The sequence below is a fragment of the Nocardia brasiliensis genome (genome assembly GCF_011801125.1).
In the GTDB taxonomy this organism is placed as follows: Bacteria; Actinomycetota; Actinomycetes; order Mycobacteriales; family Mycobacteriaceae; genus Nocardia; species Nocardia brasiliensis_C.
Genome location: NZ_CP046171.1, coordinates 4,992,304 through 5,007,996 on the forward strand (window position 1 = coordinate 4,992,304; position 15,693 = coordinate 5,007,996).

General features: G+C 68.6%; 14 protein-coding genes. 3 read left to right on the forward strand and 11 right to left on the reverse strand.

Going from position 1 to position 15,693, the window contains the following annotated elements; genetic code table 11:
* The first annotated feature begins 29 nt into the window (after positions 1 to 29).
* Positions 30 to 773 carry a S1 family peptidase gene (locus F5X71_RS22460; protein ID WP_167463819.1) on the forward strand — a complete coding sequence of 248 codons (744 nt, stop codon included), beginning with the start codon at positions 30 to 32 and terminating at the stop codon, positions 771 to 773.
* 93 nt (positions 774 to 866) lie between these two features.
* Here the strand turns inward: F5X71_RS22460 and F5X71_RS36530 are convergent, their stop codons facing one another.
* From F5X71_RS36530 to F5X71_RS22505, 9 genes are all read right to left on the reverse strand, one after another.
* Positions 867 to 1,364 carry a hypothetical protein gene (locus tag F5X71_RS36530; RefSeq protein WP_194250725.1) on the reverse strand — a complete coding sequence of 166 codons (498 nt, stop codon included), beginning with the start codon at positions 1,362 to 1,364 and terminating at the stop codon, positions 867 to 869.
* Between the two features lie 73 nt (positions 1,365 to 1,437).
* Positions 1,438 to 2,499, reverse strand: a complete 1,062-nt coding sequence (locus F5X71_RS22470) for a ferrochelatase (protein ID WP_167463820.1) — start codon at positions 2,497 to 2,499, stop codon at positions 1,438 to 1,440.
* Between the two features lie 20 nt (positions 2,500 to 2,519).
* A complete protein-coding gene (gene inhA / locus F5X71_RS22475; protein WP_167463821.1) occupies positions 2,520 to 3,356 on the reverse strand; it encodes an NADH-dependent enoyl-ACP reductase InhA in 837 nt (278 codons plus the stop codon).
* 205 nt (positions 3,357 to 3,561) lie between these two features.
* Positions 3,562 to 4,284 carry a 3-oxoacyl-ACP reductase FabG1 gene (gene fabG1, locus F5X71_RS22480; RefSeq protein ID WP_167463822.1) on the reverse strand — a complete coding sequence of 241 codons (723 nt, stop codon included), beginning with the start codon at positions 4,282 to 4,284 and terminating at the stop codon, positions 3,562 to 3,564.
* 225 nt (positions 4,285 to 4,509) lie between these two features.
* Positions 4,510 to 5,511 carry a VWA domain-containing protein gene (locus tag F5X71_RS22485; protein ID WP_167463823.1) on the reverse strand — a complete coding sequence of 334 codons (1,002 nt, stop codon included), beginning with the start codon at positions 5,509 to 5,511 and terminating at the stop codon, positions 4,510 to 4,512.
* Complete coding sequence (locus F5X71_RS22490) at positions 5,508 to 6,494, reverse strand: DUF58 domain-containing protein (protein WP_238815402.1); 987 nt, start codon at positions 6,492 to 6,494, stop codon at positions 5,508 to 5,510. Before F5X71_RS22490 ends, F5X71_RS22485 begins: the two co-directional genes overlap by 4 nt.
* On the reverse strand, positions 6,491 to 7,675 hold the full coding sequence (locus F5X71_RS22495) for an AAA family ATPase (protein ID WP_167463824.1): 1,185 nt from the start codon (positions 7,673 to 7,675) through the stop codon (positions 6,491 to 6,493). Before F5X71_RS22495 ends, F5X71_RS22490 begins: the two co-directional genes overlap by 4 nt.
* 159 nt (positions 7,676 to 7,834) lie before the next feature.
* Entirely contained in the window at positions 7,835 to 9,250 is a 1,416-nt protein-coding gene (locus F5X71_RS22500) for an NlpC/P60 family protein (protein ID WP_167463825.1), read from the reverse strand.
* A gap of 290 nt (positions 9,251 to 9,540) precedes the next feature.
* Complete coding sequence (locus tag F5X71_RS22505) at positions 9,541 to 10,122, reverse strand: DUF6676 family protein (protein WP_167463826.1); 582 nt, start codon at positions 10,120 to 10,122, stop codon at positions 9,541 to 9,543.
* Between the two features lie 417 nt (positions 10,123 to 10,539).
* On the opposite strand from F5X71_RS22505, the gene F5X71_RS22510 reads away from it, so the two are divergent.
* Entirely contained in the window at positions 10,540 to 13,374 is a 2,835-nt protein-coding gene (locus tag F5X71_RS22510) for an aconitate hydratase (RefSeq protein WP_174817118.1), read from the forward strand.
* 88 nt (positions 13,375 to 13,462) lie between these two features.
* Complete coding sequence (locus tag F5X71_RS22515; RefSeq protein ID WP_014986321.1) at positions 13,463 to 14,029, forward strand: TetR/AcrR family transcriptional regulator; 567 nt, start codon at positions 13,463 to 13,465, stop codon at positions 14,027 to 14,029.
* A 6-nt stretch (positions 14,030 to 14,035) separates the two neighbouring features.
* On the opposite strand, the gene F5X71_RS22520 is transcribed toward F5X71_RS22515, so the two are convergent.
* The gene (locus tag F5X71_RS22520) at positions 14,036 to 14,830 is read right to left on the reverse strand and encodes a hypothetical protein (protein ID WP_167463828.1); all 795 of its coding nucleotides are present in this window, start codon (positions 14,828 to 14,830) and stop codon (positions 14,036 to 14,038) included.
* A 316-nt stretch (positions 14,831 to 15,146) separates the two neighbouring features.
* Positions 15,147 to 15,659, reverse strand: a complete 513-nt coding sequence (locus tag F5X71_RS22525) for a MarR family winged helix-turn-helix transcriptional regulator (protein ID WP_167463829.1) — start codon at positions 15,657 to 15,659, stop codon at positions 15,147 to 15,149.
* Between the last annotated feature and the right edge of the window lie 34 nt (positions 15,660 to 15,693).

Here is a 15,693-nt window from a genome sequence, read left to right on the forward strand (position 1 = left end):
ATAGTGTGCGTCGAGTAAGGAGGTGCGCGATGCGTGCTACGGCGATACTCGCGGCCGCCGTCACCGCGGCGGCGATCGGCCTCGGCCCGCCCGCGACGCCGCGGGCGCAGGCGGTGGTCGGCGGGCAACCGGCCGACGCGTCCGCGTATCCGTGGCTGGTCGCCATCGGCACCCCGCTGCTCCCGCCGCGCCCGAGCGGGCAGTTCTGCGCGGGCGCGCTGATCGCGCCCGACCGGGTGGTCACCGCGGCCCACTGCGCGGTGTTCACCGGCGGGACAGCCGCCGCGCTGCGTGTCACCTTCGACCGCTCCGACCTGCGCACCGACGCGGGCATCTCGGTCGGTGTCACCGAGGTCAGGGTGCATCCCGACTTCGGGGTCACCGTGTTCGACACCGACCTCGCCTATCACCATGATCTGGCGATCCTCACCCTCGACCATCCGATGCGACGCCCCACGGTGCGGATCGCCCCGGCCAACGGCGCCTCCGGCACCGTCCTCGGCTGGGGCGCCACCACGGCCGACGACTGGACGAACCCGCTGCTGCACGCCGCCACCGTCCCGCTCGACGCCGACTGCTCGGCCTACCACGAGGCCTTCGATCCCCGAGAAGCCTTGTGCGCCGGTTCGACCGACGCCGATACCGCCCAATTCGACAGTGGCGGGCCACTTCTCGTCGACGGCGAACTAGTCGGGCTCACCTCGTGGGGCAAGGGCGCCGGCGAACCCGGTTACCCCGGCGTCTACACGCGCGTGTCGTCCACCCTGTTCTGAACCGACGCCCCCGCACCCTGGCTGTCACTGGACACGTTGTGTCACAAAGCAAGCCAGGATGCGGGGGCGTCGGATAGCGGATGCTGATCCGGGTCAGCGCTGCGGCGGATACGGCGCCTGCTGGGGGTACTGCTGCCCCTGCGGCGGGTAGGGCTGCTGGTACGGCTGCCCCTGGCAGGGCTGCTGGCCTTGATAAGGCTGTGCCTGATACGGCTGCTGCCCTTGCTGATACGGCTGCTGGCCCTGCTGATACGGCTGTGGGTAGCCCTGCTGCTGGCCCGGATACGCCTGTTGCTGCGGATACTGCTGCCCGGGATACTGCTGCTGCGGATACTGCTGCGCGCCATTACCCTGCTGCGGCAACTGATTCTGATTCTGTCTTCTGCTTCTACGGGAGAGCCAGATGATGACCGCCATGCCGGCGACGACCAGACCGAGGCAGATCAGCCCCACGACCCAGGAACCACCCTTGCCACGGCTCCCCCGCCGTCGCGCCTCCGTGGCCTCCATCGCGGCCGTCCACACCGTGTCGTCGGACCATGCCCCCAGGTCCAACTGTCCGGTTGCGGTCATCATGTCGATATATGTCATCAATTCTCACCTTGCGCCCCGCTTCGGCTTCGTCCGAAGGCGACAGCGATGCTATCGCAGAGCTAACCGCGGGTCATCGCTGAACGGTGCCCCTACTTGGGAGGGCACAGCACCCGATGAAGCACGGTGCGCCGTCGGCCGTACAGCCGTAACCGGGTACCTCGCCGAGCCGCCGCGGGGCCGCGTCGGCCAGGTGCTCGCTGAGCAATTCGACGACCAGGCGCGCGAATCGGGGATCGGTGCCCGGGGTGCGCGCCCGCGCGAAGGCCATGCCGAGCTCGGCGGCCTTCTGCGCGGCCTCGTTGTCGAGATCCCAGATCACCTCCAGGTGATCGGAGACGAAGCCGACCGGGCAGACGATGACCGCCTCGACCCGCTTGGCGCCCAGCTCGTCGAGGTGATCGACGATGTCGGGATCGAGCCATGGCACCTGCGGCGGACCGGAGCGGGACTGCCACACCACGTCGTAGTCGGTGAAACCGGTTGCGGCGGCGACCAGTCGGGCCGCCTCGGCGACCTGACGGCTGTACAGGTGCCCGCCGTCGGCGGCTGGACCCGCGGCGGCATCGGCCGCGATCGGGATGGAGTGCGCGGTGAAGACCAGCCGGGCCGCGGCGCGGCGCTCGGCCGGAAGCTCCTGCCGCGCCGCGGCGACGGCGTCGGCGAAGGCCGCGATCAGCAGCGGGTGATCGAAGTACTGGCGCAGCTTCACCAGCTCCGGCGCACCGTCGCCGAAAGCCGTTCGCGCCCTGGCGATGTCCTCGTGGTACTGCAGACAGCCCGAGTAACCGCCCCAGGCCGAGGTCGGAAACACCAGCGCGGAGCGCACACCGTCGGCGGCCATCCGCGCGACGGTGTCCGCCACCATCGGGGTCCAGTTCCGATTGCCGAAGTACACCGGCAGATCGATACCGGCCGCAGCCAATTCGCGTTCGACCGCCGCGATGATGTCGCGGTTGAGCGCGTTGATCGGCGAGACGCCGCCGAAATGCAGGTAGTGCTGGGCGACCTCGTCGAGCCGTGCGCGCGGCACGCCCCGGCCCCTGGTGACGTTCTCCAGGAACGGCAGCACGTCTTCGGGGCGCTCCGGGCCGCCGAAGGACAGCAACAGCAGTGCGTCGGCGGCCCGTGCCACGATCTCTCCTCCGGGATGACTCAGTTGATCGACATGTCCTCGGGGAACCAGGTGTTGTGGCTGGCCCCGCCGTCGACGTAGATGATCGAGGCGGTGGTGCCGGGCAGCCAGTCCGAGAGCATCGCGACGATCGACTTGGCGACGACCGTCGGGTCGTCGACGTCCCAGCCGATCGGCGACGCGCCGTCCCAGTACTCGTTGAGCTGGTTGAGCTTGGCGGCATCGTCGGTCGCGGTGCCCGCGATGGCCTTGGCGGCGAGGGTCTTGATCGGACCCGCGGCGATCAGGTTGGAGCGAATCTTCTTGGCCGCGCCCACCTCTCGCGCGACGTAGCGGTTCACCGACTCGAGCGCGGCCTTGGCCACACCCATCCAGTTGTAGAACGGCATCGCGGTGCGCGGATCGAAGTCCATGCCGACGATCGAGCCGCGCTCGTTCATCACCGGCAGCACCGCGCGCGCCAGCGAGGCGTAGCTCCACGCCGAGATCTCGAAGGCCTTGGCCGCGTCCGGGCCAGGACCGTCGAGGAACGGCAGCGCCTCGGGGCCCATCAGGGTGCGCGGCGCGAACGCGATGGAGTGCAACACGCCGTCGATGCCCTCGGGAGCCAGCTCACGCAGCTTGTCCGCGAGCTCGGCGAGGTTCTCCTCGCTGGTGACGTCGAGCGGGATAGCCGGGGGGACCTCCTGCGGCAGCCGCTTGGCGATGCGGTCGATCAACCGCAGCCGCTCCGGAATGCCGGTGATGATCACCTTCGCGCCCTGCTCCTGCGCGACCGCGGCCGCGTGGAACGCGATCGACGAGTCGGTGATGATGCCGGTCACCAGAATGGTCTTGCCTTCGAGCAGTCCGCCCATGGGTTCTCGGTTCTCCTGATTTCGGGTTGTGTGGTGAAAAGACCAAGGCTCTGTCTCGAAGTCCGGCCGGATGCATCCGCGGATCAGCTCGTCGCCTGGCAAGGCGGAGGAGAAGCCGATACCGGGGTGGTATCGGCGACGACGACAACGCGGCCAGGCGGCGAGCTGAACCGTGGAGGCGCCGGATGGGACTTCGAGACAGAGCCTAGTGGCCCATGCCGAAGCCGCCGTCGACCGGGATGACCGCGCCGGTGATGTAGCCCGCGTCGTCGGAGGCCAGGAAGCTGATCGCCCCGGCGACCTCCTCCGGCTGGCCCATCCGCTTGGCCGGGATGCCGTACTTCAGCACCAGGTCACGCATTTCGTCGGTCATCTCTTCGCGGGTCATATCGGTCTCGATCAGGCCCGGCGCCACGACGTTGGCGGTGATGTTGCGCGAGCCGATCTCCATGGTGATCGCGCGCGCCATGCCGACCAGGCCCGCCTTGGCCGCAGCGTAGTTGACCTGCCCCGGCGCACCCTTGAGGCCGACCACCGAGCCGAGGAAGATGATCCGGCCGAACTTCGCGCGCAGCATCGCGCGGTTGGCGCGCTTGGCGCAGCGGAAGGCGCCGGTCAGGTTGGCGTCGATGACGCGGGTGAACTGCTCCTCGTCCATCCGCATCAGCAGCGTGTTGTCGACGATGCCCGCGTTGGCCACCAGCACCTCGACCGGGCCCTGCTTCTCCTCGACCTCGGTGAAGGCGCGGTCGATCGATTCCGCGTCCGTCACATCGCATTTCACGCCGAGCATCCCCTCGGGCGCGCCGGAACCGCGGTGGGTGACGGCGACCTTGTGACCGTCGGCCGCCAAACGCTGCGCGACTGCGAGACCGATGCCACGGTTACCACCGGTGACCAGGACAGACCGGGATGTGATGTTCGACATGGGGAACAACCTACCTGGTGCGAGCCGCCGCTCGAAAACCCGCCCGCCCCTGGTCCGGACGGTGCCGCGACCGTAGCGAAGCAGGTTCGGACAGAACGGTCATCGGCCCGGTGCGGGACCCGCGCGAGCGCGCGGAACCGGCCCGTCACCCCGGCGTCGGCGCCCGCGGCAGCGGCCGAAACGTGCGTGGCGCCAGGGCGACTCGGCGGAGACTTCCGAGAACGTCTAGGGCAGGCGCTGGCGGTACAGCAGCCCGGCGATCACACCGGCGGAGGTGATCAGCAGGCCGAGCAGCAACCACGGCCTGCTCGCGTCGCCCCTGGTCAGCTCGAAACCGATCTGCTGCTCGAGGGTGTCGTACACCTTGCTCAGTTCCTGCAGCGTGGACGCGGTGTAGAACTCGCCGCCGGACAGCCGCGCGAGCTCGCGCATCGCGTCGTCGTCGACCGGCACCGGCACGTCGTCGCTGGACCCGTCCTCGCGCGGGATGCTGACCTTGCCCCACCGGGTGCCGTAGGAGATCGTCGAGATCGGGACGTTCTTGTTCTTCGCCAGTCGCGCGGCGACGAATTCGTGCCGCGGGTTGTCCACGTCCTCGAACGCGGGCACGGTCTGCTTGCCGTCCGACATCAGCACGATCCGGGCCGGCGGCGGCTCCTGCGCGCCGCCGAGCACCGAGGCGAGGGTGTCGATCGCGTTGAGCGCGGTGAGGATGCCCTCGCCGGTCGCGGTGCGCTCGGCCAGCTTGGCGTTGTCGATGGCGGCCTTCACCGATTCGTGGTTGGTCGTCGGCGAGACCATCACCGATGCGGTGCCCGCGAAGGTGATGAAGCCGATGTTGAGTCCGCTGGGCAGGCCGTCGACGAACTCCTTGCCCGCCTTCTTCGCGACCTCGATCCGGCTCGGTGGCACGTCGGTCGCCTCCATCGACAGCGACACGTCCATCACCAGCATGACGGTCGCGCGGTTGCGGGCCACCTTCTTCACCGCCGTCGGCCCGGCCGCCGCGATGGTCAGGAACACCAACCCGACCAGCATCAGCGCGATCGGCACGTGCCGTAACGGACTCGGACGCGCGGGCGCGACCTTCTCCAGCAGCTCCATGTTGCTGAACCGCAGCATGTGCTTGTGCTTGCCGCGCTGTACCAGGACATAGCCCAGCGCGATCAGCGCGAGGACGGCGAGGAAGCCGAGCCAGAGCGCCGCGGTGAAATGCGAAATACTCACTGACGTGGGACCCGCCCGCTCGGGGCGCCGAGGCTGTGGCGCCGGGTGGACACGAACCGGACCACGTCGGCGATCCAGTCCCTATCGGTGTGCAGGGTCAGGACCGGCGCGCCGCAGCTGCGCAGGGCCTGTTCGACCTGGGTGCGGTGGCGCTGGGCCGCGGCCGCGAAATCCGCGCGCAGCGTGGGCGTCACGCTGAACTCGCGGGTGCGCCCGGTCTCGGGGTCGTGCAGCACGACATCGCCGATATCGGGCAGCGCCAGATCGCGCGGATCGATGATCTCGACCGCGAGCAGGTCGTGGCGCGCGGAGATGGCACGCAGCGAGCGCTGCCAGTCGATGTCGCCGAGGAAGTCGCTGATGATCACCGCGAGGCCGCGTTTGCGCTGCGGCCTGCGCAGCGACTCGATGCCGCCGCGCAGATCGCCGCGCACCCCGTCACGCGCGTGCGGCGTGGTCGCGATGCTGCGCAGCAGCGACTGCGCGTGCACCCGACCGCTGCGCGCTGGTACCCGGACCAGCCGCTCGCCGGTGGCGACGACCGCGCCGATCCGGTTGCCGCCGCCGCTGGTGAGATGGGTGATGGCGGCCGCGGCGGCGATCGCCAGGTCCCGCTTCTGGCACAGCGCGGTGCCGAAGTCCAGGCTCGCCGAGAGGTCGACGACCATCCAGGTCTCCAGCTCGCGGTCGGCGATCATCTGCCGCACGTGCGGGTGGGTGGTGCGGGCGGTGACCGACCAATCCATCTGCCGCACATCGTCACCCGGCTGGTAGGTGCGCGCCTCGCCCGGCTCCGAACCCGGGCCGGGAATGAGCCCGAGATGGTCACCGTGCAGTACGCCGTCGAGCCTGCGGCGCACCGTCAGCTCGAGTGTCTTCAGCGCCGCGGACAACCGAGGGTCGGTCAGCTCACCAGCCTGGAACGAGGGCGGCGCGTGCGGCGACGTGGCCACGCGGGGCAGCGGTTCTTGCGCCGCGGTCACTTGTTCTGGACGTTGCCGGCGGGCTGGGACTGCTGCCCGTTCGGCGGCTGCGGCACCGGCTGCGGCACACCCTGCTGCGCGCCGGCCTGCGGCGGCGGAAGCTGTTGCGGCGCGGGCGAACCGGCGCCCGGCGCGACGGCCTGCGGCGCGACCTGCGGCAGGCCGACGGTCTGCAGCACGCGCTTGATCACGTCCTCCGGGCTGACCTCGTCGGCGAGCGCGTCGTAGGACAGCACCAGGCGGTGGCGCAGCACGTCCGGGATCACCTCGACCACGTCCTGGGGCACCACGTAGTCGCGGCCGCGGATCAGCGCGACGGCGCGAGCCGCGGCGATGATGCCGAGGCTGGCGCGCGGCGACGCGCCGTAGGAGATCCAGCTGGCCACGTCCTGCATGCCGAAGTCGGCGGGCCTGCGGGTCGCCGCGATCACCCGGACCACGTAGTCGACCAGCGCGTGGTGCACGAAGACATTGGCCGCGACCTTCTGCAGCCGCACGATCTCCTCGGGTTCCAGGATGCGCGTGGCCTCCGGCGGGGTGACACCCATCCGGTAGATGATCTCGCGCTCCTCCTCCACCGAGGGGTAGTCGACGACGACCTTGAACAGGAAGCGGTCGCGCTGCGCCTCGGGCAGCGGGTACACGCCCTCGCTCTCGATCGGGTTCTGCGTCGCCATCACCAGGAACGGGTTCGGCATCGGGTAGGTCTTGCCGCCGATCGAGACGTGCCGCTCGGCCATCACCTCGAGCAGCGCGGACTGCACCTTGGCCGGCGCGCGGTTGATCTCGTCGGCGAGCACGAAGTTCGCCACGACCGGGCCGAGCTCGGTGTCGAATTCCTCGCGGCCCTGCCGGAAGATGCGGGTACCGATCAGGTCGGTGGGCACCAGGTCGGGGGTGAACTGCACGCGGGAGAACGAGCCGCCGACCACCTTGGCGAAGGTCTCCACCGCCAGGGTCTTCGCGATGCCCGGCACGCCCTCGAGCAGGACGTGACCTCGCGCGAGCACGCCGACGAGCAGCCGCTCGACCAGTCGATCCTGGCCGACGATCACCCGCTTGACCTCGTAGATCGCCTTCTCCAGGGTCTGGACGTCTCGCTCCAGGGTGTTCGGCGTGGACGCAGGCGCATCTTTCGCCAATTTCGCCCCGCTGACACCGTCTGTCGAAGTCACCAACATCCCCGCTTTCGCCTTGGTCCTGTGCGTGCTGCCACAACTATTCCAGGTAATGGCCGTATGTGCCGCAACCGGACCCGACATGAAGAGAATTCGAAGCTTCGCCTCGTCTCCGGGCGGCGAATCCGGCGCTGCCGCGTGTTCGCCAGCTATGCAACCAGCTCAGCTGACGATCCGCACCGCGTAGGGCATGATGCCGCCCTCGCGCACCGGCGAAACCCGCACCACCTCGCCCGATTGCGGCGCCTCGACCATCTGTCCGTCGCCCAGGTACAACGCGACGTGCTGGCTGGCGTTCGCACCCCAGAAGAGCATGTCGCCGCGGGCTCGTTCGGCCACCGGCACTCGGGTACCGGCGTTGTACTGATACCCGCTGTAGTGCGGCAGCGAAACCCCGATCCCGGCAAAGGCATAGATCATCAGGCCCGAACAATCGAAGCCGACCTTCTCGTAGTCGCCGAAGCTGTCGGCGACCCCGCCGTCGCGGATGCCGAGCGTCGGGCCGTTCGCGTCGCCGCCGCCCCACGCGTAGATGACGCCCAGCTGCGACAGCGCGCGGTCGACCACCGTCTCCACCGCGGCCGAGCCGGTGATGGACGGAAACGACGGGCGCGGCGTCGAGCGCTTCGGCGGTGGTGTGTCCCCCAGCTGAGTGTGCGGGCGCTGCTCGGCGTTGAGCTGACCGGCGCGGCCCTGCGCGTTCTTGTCGGCGGCGGCCCTGGCCGCCGCGGCGGCGGCCGCGGCACGCACGGCGGCCTCCTCGGCCTTACGTTGTTGATCCCAAGCCAGATACGCGTCGCGCTGTCCTTGTAACCCGGCTACGTGCTGTCGCGCGAAATCCAAGCGCCCCTGCGCGTCTTGGCGCTGGCGGAGCAGGTCGTCGCGGCGCACGGTCTGCTGATCCAGTTCGGCCTTGGCGGCGGCGACCGCGTGCTCGGCATCGATCTTCTTCTGCTCGGCGACCGCGGCCGCGGCGTCGGCCTCCGATTTCGCTTGGCGCGCACTGGAGTTCTTGTTGCCCTGATCGATCTGGGCCCGACGTAGTCGATCGAGCACCTGCTGCTGGTTCTTCGAGACCAGCGATAGGAGCTGGGCTTGATCGAGCGCGGCGCCGGGCGTGGCGGCGGCCAGGTAGACCACCATCGAGTCGGCGACCGGTCGGGTGTAGGCCTGGGCCGCGAACTGGTCGAAGTTGCGCCTGGCCTGGTCGACCTGTGTTCCGGCATCGGCCAATTGGCGCTGCGTGTCGAGCACGACGGCGGCGGCCGCGTCCGCGGCCTCGCGCGCGTCCTGCAGGTCGACCAGCGCCTTGTTGACGGCCTCCCGTTTGCGCGCGACCTCGTCGTCGAGCTGCTGCAACTGCTGGTCGACCGAGGCGACCTGGTTGATCAGCGCGCCGACCTCGCTGATGCTCGCGTCGACTTGCGCTCCGGCATCGGCGATTTCGCCGTCGCTCGGATTGGGCGGGGCGGGCGGCACGGCGACGGCGGGTCCGGCCAGCACCACGGCGACCGAAACCAGCAACCCCAGAGCGATCCCCAGCGGCCGCCGATAGGCCGCCCTGCCGTTGTTGCGCATCGCACCTCCCAAAGGACCCGACTCCGGCAAACACCCCATGGGCATCACCGGAACCATCCAGCCCAGCGGTCCGCAGACGCCCCTGACAACACTCTTTTCCCACAAGCAAGCACTCGAACCGTACGACACTTCTGTCCCCAAAGGAACTTCAGCAACAGAATGACAATCGCGTAATTTGTCCATTGCCGGTTATTAGCCGGATGCGAACGAGGTTTCCAGGCGGAAAAACGAACCGGTCGTCAGGAAAAGTAGCTGGATCGAAACCAGCTATGCGGGAGCGGTCCCCAAGCTCAGCGAGATACGGATTGGTCGTCGGCCACGCTCGCCGCGGCCTCCGGCGTTTCGTCCTCGGCACGCCGACGGGACTTCACGACGTAGAGACCGACGACCACCACGGCGGTACCGGCCAGCAACACACTGGAAATCGCGGTCCAGGAGATGGGCTCCGGCTTCGTCAGCTGATCGACGAAAGCCTGTGCCGCCTCGGTGGTGTGGGCGCTGCCCTTGAACTTGGCCTTGTCCTCGGCCCACTCCAGCCGGACGCGGCTGATCGAGTCGCTGTAGGTACCCGCGAAGTCGTCGCTGAGCACCACGACGGTGCCGTGCTGGGTCTTGGCGACCTCGGTGGCCAGGTCGCGCAGGTTCGAGTCGCGGCCGGGATTACCCGGAACCACCACGATGCTCAGCGGAATGCCGTTCGCTCTCGCCTCGGCGGCGACCGCCGCCAACCCCGACTGATCCTTGCCCGGATCCACGGTCGCGACGTGATTGTCGGCCAGGTCGGCGTTGATGGTGGTGACGGTGTCCTCGGTGACGTTAGGCGGCAGTTCGGCGGCCATGGGCGAAAAAACCGAGGTGTGCGAGACGGTCATCTTCCATCCGGTCTGTCGAGCCGCATCGGCATCCGAAGCGACATGCATCCAACACTGCGGGGTGAGCGCAACACCCCCGGGCTGGCTCCGAAAGCACAGTACGCGACCGAGTGTCGCAGCACCCGCAGACGCCACGCGACGCGCCCCGCGCATCCGGCGAACGAGTCGGCGGCCCGCGCGGCACCCCGGGCCCGCGCCCTGGCATGGTTCGAAGCGGGCTGGGCACACCGTCGAGTAGGTAGGCCCGCACCGACCGGACCCGTGCGCTTCACAGGACAAGCGTACTGTTAAGGTCATAGCGCATAGGAACTCCGCGCTGCGGCGCTGGAATACCTGCAACGACACCGGAGCGACTGCTTGCAGGTCGCTCGAAAGGCCAGCCGCCGACACAGCCCCGTCGGCGGCCAACCCTCACAGATGAGTGGAGCTGACGTGACGACAAGTATCGATACTTTCGGCGCCAAGGGCACCCTCGAGGTCGGAAGCAACTCCTACGAGATCTTCCGTCTCTCGGCCGTGCCGGGCACCGAGAAACTCCCCTACGCACTCAAGGTCCTCGCGGAGAACCTGCTCCGTACCGAGGACGGCGCCAACATCACCGCCGATCACATTCGCGCCATTGCGAATTGGGATCCCAACGCCCAGCCCGACACCGAGATCCAGTTCACGCCGGCCCGCGTGATCATGCAGGACTTCACCGGTGTCCCCTGCATCGTCGACCTCGCCACCATGCGTGAGGCCGTCACCGCCCTCGGCGGCGATCCGAGCAAGGTCAACCCGCTCTCGCCCGCCGACATGGTCATCGACCACTCGGTCATCCTCGACGTGTTCGGCCGCGCCGACGCCCTCGAGCGCAACGTCGACCTGGAGTACCAGCGCAACGGCGAGCGCTACCAGTTCCTGCGCTGGGGCCAAGGCGCCTTCGACGACTTCAAGGTCGTCCCGCCGGGCGTCGGCATCGTGCACCAGGTCAACATCGAATATCTGGCGCCCACCGTCATGGTCCGCAACGGCCAGGCCTACCCCGACACCTGTGTCGGCACCGACTCGCACACCACCATGGTCAACGGCCTCGGCGTATTGGGCTGGGGCGTCGGCGGTATCGAGGCCGAGGCGGCCATGCTCGGCCAGCCGGTCTCGATGCTGATCCCGCGCGTGGTCGGCTTCAAGCTGACCGGTGAGATCCAGCCCGGCGTCACCGCCACCGACGTGGTGCTCACCGTCACCGACATGCTGCGCAAGCACGGCGTGGTCGGCAAGTTCGTCGAGTTCTACGGCAAGGGCGTCGCGGAGGTTCCGCTCGCGAACCGCGCCACCCTCGGCAACATGAGCCCCGAATTCGGTTCCACCGCGGCGATCTTCCCGATCGACGAGGAGACCATCAACTACCTGCGCCTGACCGGCCGCACCGACGACCAGCTCGCGCTCGTCGAGGCCTACGCCAAGGAGCAGGGCCTGTGGCACGACGCGGACAACGAGCCCGCCTACTCCGAGTACCTCGAGCTGGACCTGAGCACCGTGGTGCCCTCGATCGCGGGCCCGAAGCGCCCGCAGGACCGAATCCTGCTCTCGGACTCCAAGACCGCGTTCCGCAAGGACATCCACAACTACACCAACGACGCGGAGACCGGCCCCGCCGCGACCACCCCGCACACCCACCTGGACGAGGCCATCGAGGAGTCGTTCCCGGCCTCGGACCCGGCCGTGCTGTCCTTCGCCGACGACGATGCGGTGCTGATCCCGTCCGCCGCCAACGGCAACATCGGCCGTCCGTCCAAGCCGGTCAAGGTGTCGGATCCGGAGCGTGGTGACTTCGTGCTCGATCACGGCGCGGTCGTGGTCGCGGGCATCACCTCCTGCACCAACACCTCCAACCCGTCGGTCATGATCGGCGCGGCCCTGCTGGCCCGCAACGCGGTCGAGAAGGGCCTCGCGTCCAAGCCGTGGGTCAAGACCAACATGGCGCCCGGCTCGCAGGTCGTCGCCGACTACTACGAGAAGGCCGGCCTGTGGCCCTACCTGGAGAAGCTCGGCTTCTTCGTGGGCGGCTTCGGCTGCACCACCTGCATCGGCAACACCGGTCCGCTGCCGGACGAGATCTCCAAGGCGATCAACGACAACGACCTCTCGGTCACCGCGGTGCTCTCGGGCAACCGTAACTTCGAGGGTCGCATCTCCCCCGACGTGAAGATGAACTACCTGGCCTCGCCGCCGCTGGTGATCGCCTACGCGCTCGCGGGAACGATGGACTTCGACTTCGAGACCGACCCGCTGGGCAAGGACACCGACGGCAACGACGTGTTCCTGAAGGACATCTGGCCCTCGGCGCAGGAGATCGACGACACCATCAAGTCGGCGATCAGCCGGGACATGTTCACCAAGTCCTACGCCACCGTCTTCGAGGGCGACGAGCGCTGGAAGGGCCTGAGCACCCCCGAGGGCGACACCTTCGCGTGGGACGAGAACTCGACCTACGTGCGCAAGGCGCCGTACTTCGACGGCATGCAGATGGAGCCGAGCCCGGTCGAGGACATCAAGGGCGCGCGCGTGCTCGCGCTGCTCGGCGACTCGGTCACCACCGACCACATCTCCCCGGCCGGTCCGATCAAGCCGGGCACCCCGGCGGCGCAGTACCTCGACTCGCACGGCGTGGAGCGCAAGGACTACAACTCCCTCGGCTCGCGTCGCGGTAACCACGAGGTGATGATCCGCGGCACCTTCGCCAACATCCGGCTGCGCAACCAGCTGCTCGACGACGTCTCGGGCGGCTACACCCGCGACTTCACCCAGGAGGGCGGCCCGCAGGCGTTCATCTACGACGCGTCGCAGAACTACCAGGCCGCGGGCATCCCGCTGGTCGTGCTCGGCGGCAAGGAGTACGGCTCGGGTTCCTCGCGCGACTGGGCGGCCAAGGGCACCTCGCTGCTCGGCGTGAAGGCCGTGATCACCGAGTCCTTCGAGCGCATCCACCGCTCCAACCTGATCGGCATGGGCGTCATCCCGCTGCAGTTCCCGGCCGGTGAGTCCGCCGCGTCGCTGAAGCTGGACGGCACCGAGACCTTCGACATCGAGGGCATCACCAAGCTGAACGAGGGTGTGACCCCGAAGACCTTGAAGGTGACCGCCACCAAGGAGAACGGCGAGAAGGTCAGCTTCGACGCCGTGGTCCGCATCGACACCCCCGGTGAGGCCGACTACTACCGCAACGGCGGCATCCTGCAGTACGTGTTGCGCAACATGATTCGCGGCTGATCTCGCATCTGCCGTACGTCGAGGACCCCGCGCACCGCGTTTTCGCGGTGCGCGGAGTTCTCTCACCTCCTGGAGGAGCACGCCTGACATGCCCAAGGTCAGTGAAGATCATCTCGCCGCCCGGCGGAGCCAGATTCTCGACGGGGCGCGGCGTTGCTTTGCCGAATACGGGTACGAGGGCGCCACGGTGCGGCGCCTGGAGGAAGAGATCGGCCTGTCCCGGGGCGCCATCTTCCACCACTTCCGGGACAAGGACGCGCTGTTCCTCGCGCTCGCGCAGGAGGACGCCGAGCGCATGGCCGACGTCGCCGCCAATCAGGGCATCGTCCAGGTCATGCGCGACATGCTCACCCACCCCGAACAATTCAACTGGCTCGGCACCCGGCTCGAGATCGCCCGGCGGCTGCGCACCGACCCCGAGTTCCGGGCGGGCTGGACCCAGCGCTCGGCCGAACTCACCGCCGCCACCCTGGCCCGCCTGGAACGCCGCAAGGCGGCGGGCGCGCTGCGCGACGACGTGCCGACCGACGTGCTGCTCGGCTATCTCGACCTGGTGCTCGACGGTCTGATCGCGCGCATCGCCTCCGGTCACACCAACGAAAACCTCACCGCCGTACTGGATCTCGTCGAGGCCTCGGTGCGCCGCCGGGACTGAGCCCGCTCAGAAGTTGTCGTCGATGTACTCGGCGGCATGCGTGGTCCACAGCACGTCGGTGCCCGGCAGCAGGTGGCTCGAGTACAGCACGTGCTCCCCCTCCGGCCACGGCGTCAGGTACCCGATCACCCCGTACATCGCGACGACGTAGCGAGTCAGGTTCGTCAGGGGATCACGCATCAGCCAGGCCAGCAGTTCCGCGAAGATCAGCGGGCCGACGTCACCGATCCGCGCGCCCTCGAGGAACGAGAACGGCGAGATGCCGACGTCGATGACGCGCAGCGGGGAATCCGCGGGCGCGGCGGTGATGATGTCGCCAGGATTGGCGTATTCGCGGATGGCAACGCCCGCGGGCCAGGGCCCCCGTTGACCGTGCAGGCCGAAGGTGTTCGACGGGCACAGCCCGCCCACCGATTCGCCCGCCTTGCGCAGCGGATTGGCGATGTTCACCGCGAAGGCGATCTCCAGCGGTGAGCCGTCCGCGTTCTTGTACTCGCCCGAGCGGACTCCATCGAGTATCCGGCTCGCACATATTCCGCCGAGCGAAAAGCTCAGCAACCCACACACATTCGGTGAATCCTGGATCGCCTTGACGCCCGCTGCCGTGCCGAGGCGCACCGAGGTGTCCAGCGAAGGACCCCAGACATCCGGCGACGGACCGACCGAGGCGGGCCAGTCCGGTTCGAACGCGGAAAATCGCGTCGGGTCGAGCAGGTCGGTGACGGCTCGCAGCATGCCCGCCGGCTTTCCGTCGGAATTACGCGGTTCACCGGTGCCGCGCAGGGTAATGATGTCGATCATCGTTGATCTCCTCGCACACGCGCCGATCCGATCGGCACATACCCCACGGTATGCCCGCTGTGCAGCGAAAACGCGAGTACCGAACTACTCGACCAGGCGCACCGACCAGGCCCGACCACCCCGCCACCCCGACCGCCGGCAGCACCGTTGCGCGCCGCCGCCTTTGGCCGGGCCCGGCCAGTTCGCCACATCGACCGCGGGCAGGATCGCGGCTGCCTCTCGCCGCCGGGTACCGACCGCGCGACAGCATCGCATCTACCGGCGTCCGAGTGCGGCGGGGCAACAGAGAGAACGGATCAAGCTGGGCCGCAATGGCTTACGGCTCAGTCGGGGTGGGCTTCTCCAGGCTGGTGAGCAGTATCCGCACGATCCGGTCGAGTTCGCGACGGTCGGCGGCGGACAGCACCGAGAGCATGCGGGTCTCGTTCTCGGTGTGCGCGGTGACGACCCGGTCCACCAGCTCACGCCCCGCGGCGGTGAGGGCGACCCGCACCGACCGCCGGTCCACCGCGTCCGCGATCCGGCGCACCAGTCCCGCCGACTCCAGCCGATCGAGGCGCCCGGTCATGCCAGCCCGCGAGAGCATCAGCGTGTCGGCGAGCACCGACGGGTTGAGTTCGTACGGCTCGCCCGAACGCCGCAGCGCGGCAAGCACATCGAACTCGCCGCGCTGCAATCCGTGCGCGCCGAACACCTCCTCGATCACACGCTGCGCCACGACGAGCAGCCTGCCGAGGCGGCCGACGATCGCCATCGCCTCCAGCTCGAGGTCGGGTCGTTCGCGCTGCCACTGGCCGACGATCGCGTCGACCGGATCTGGTTCCGCCATGGACACGATTCTATTCGCCGGTATATAGTTCGGT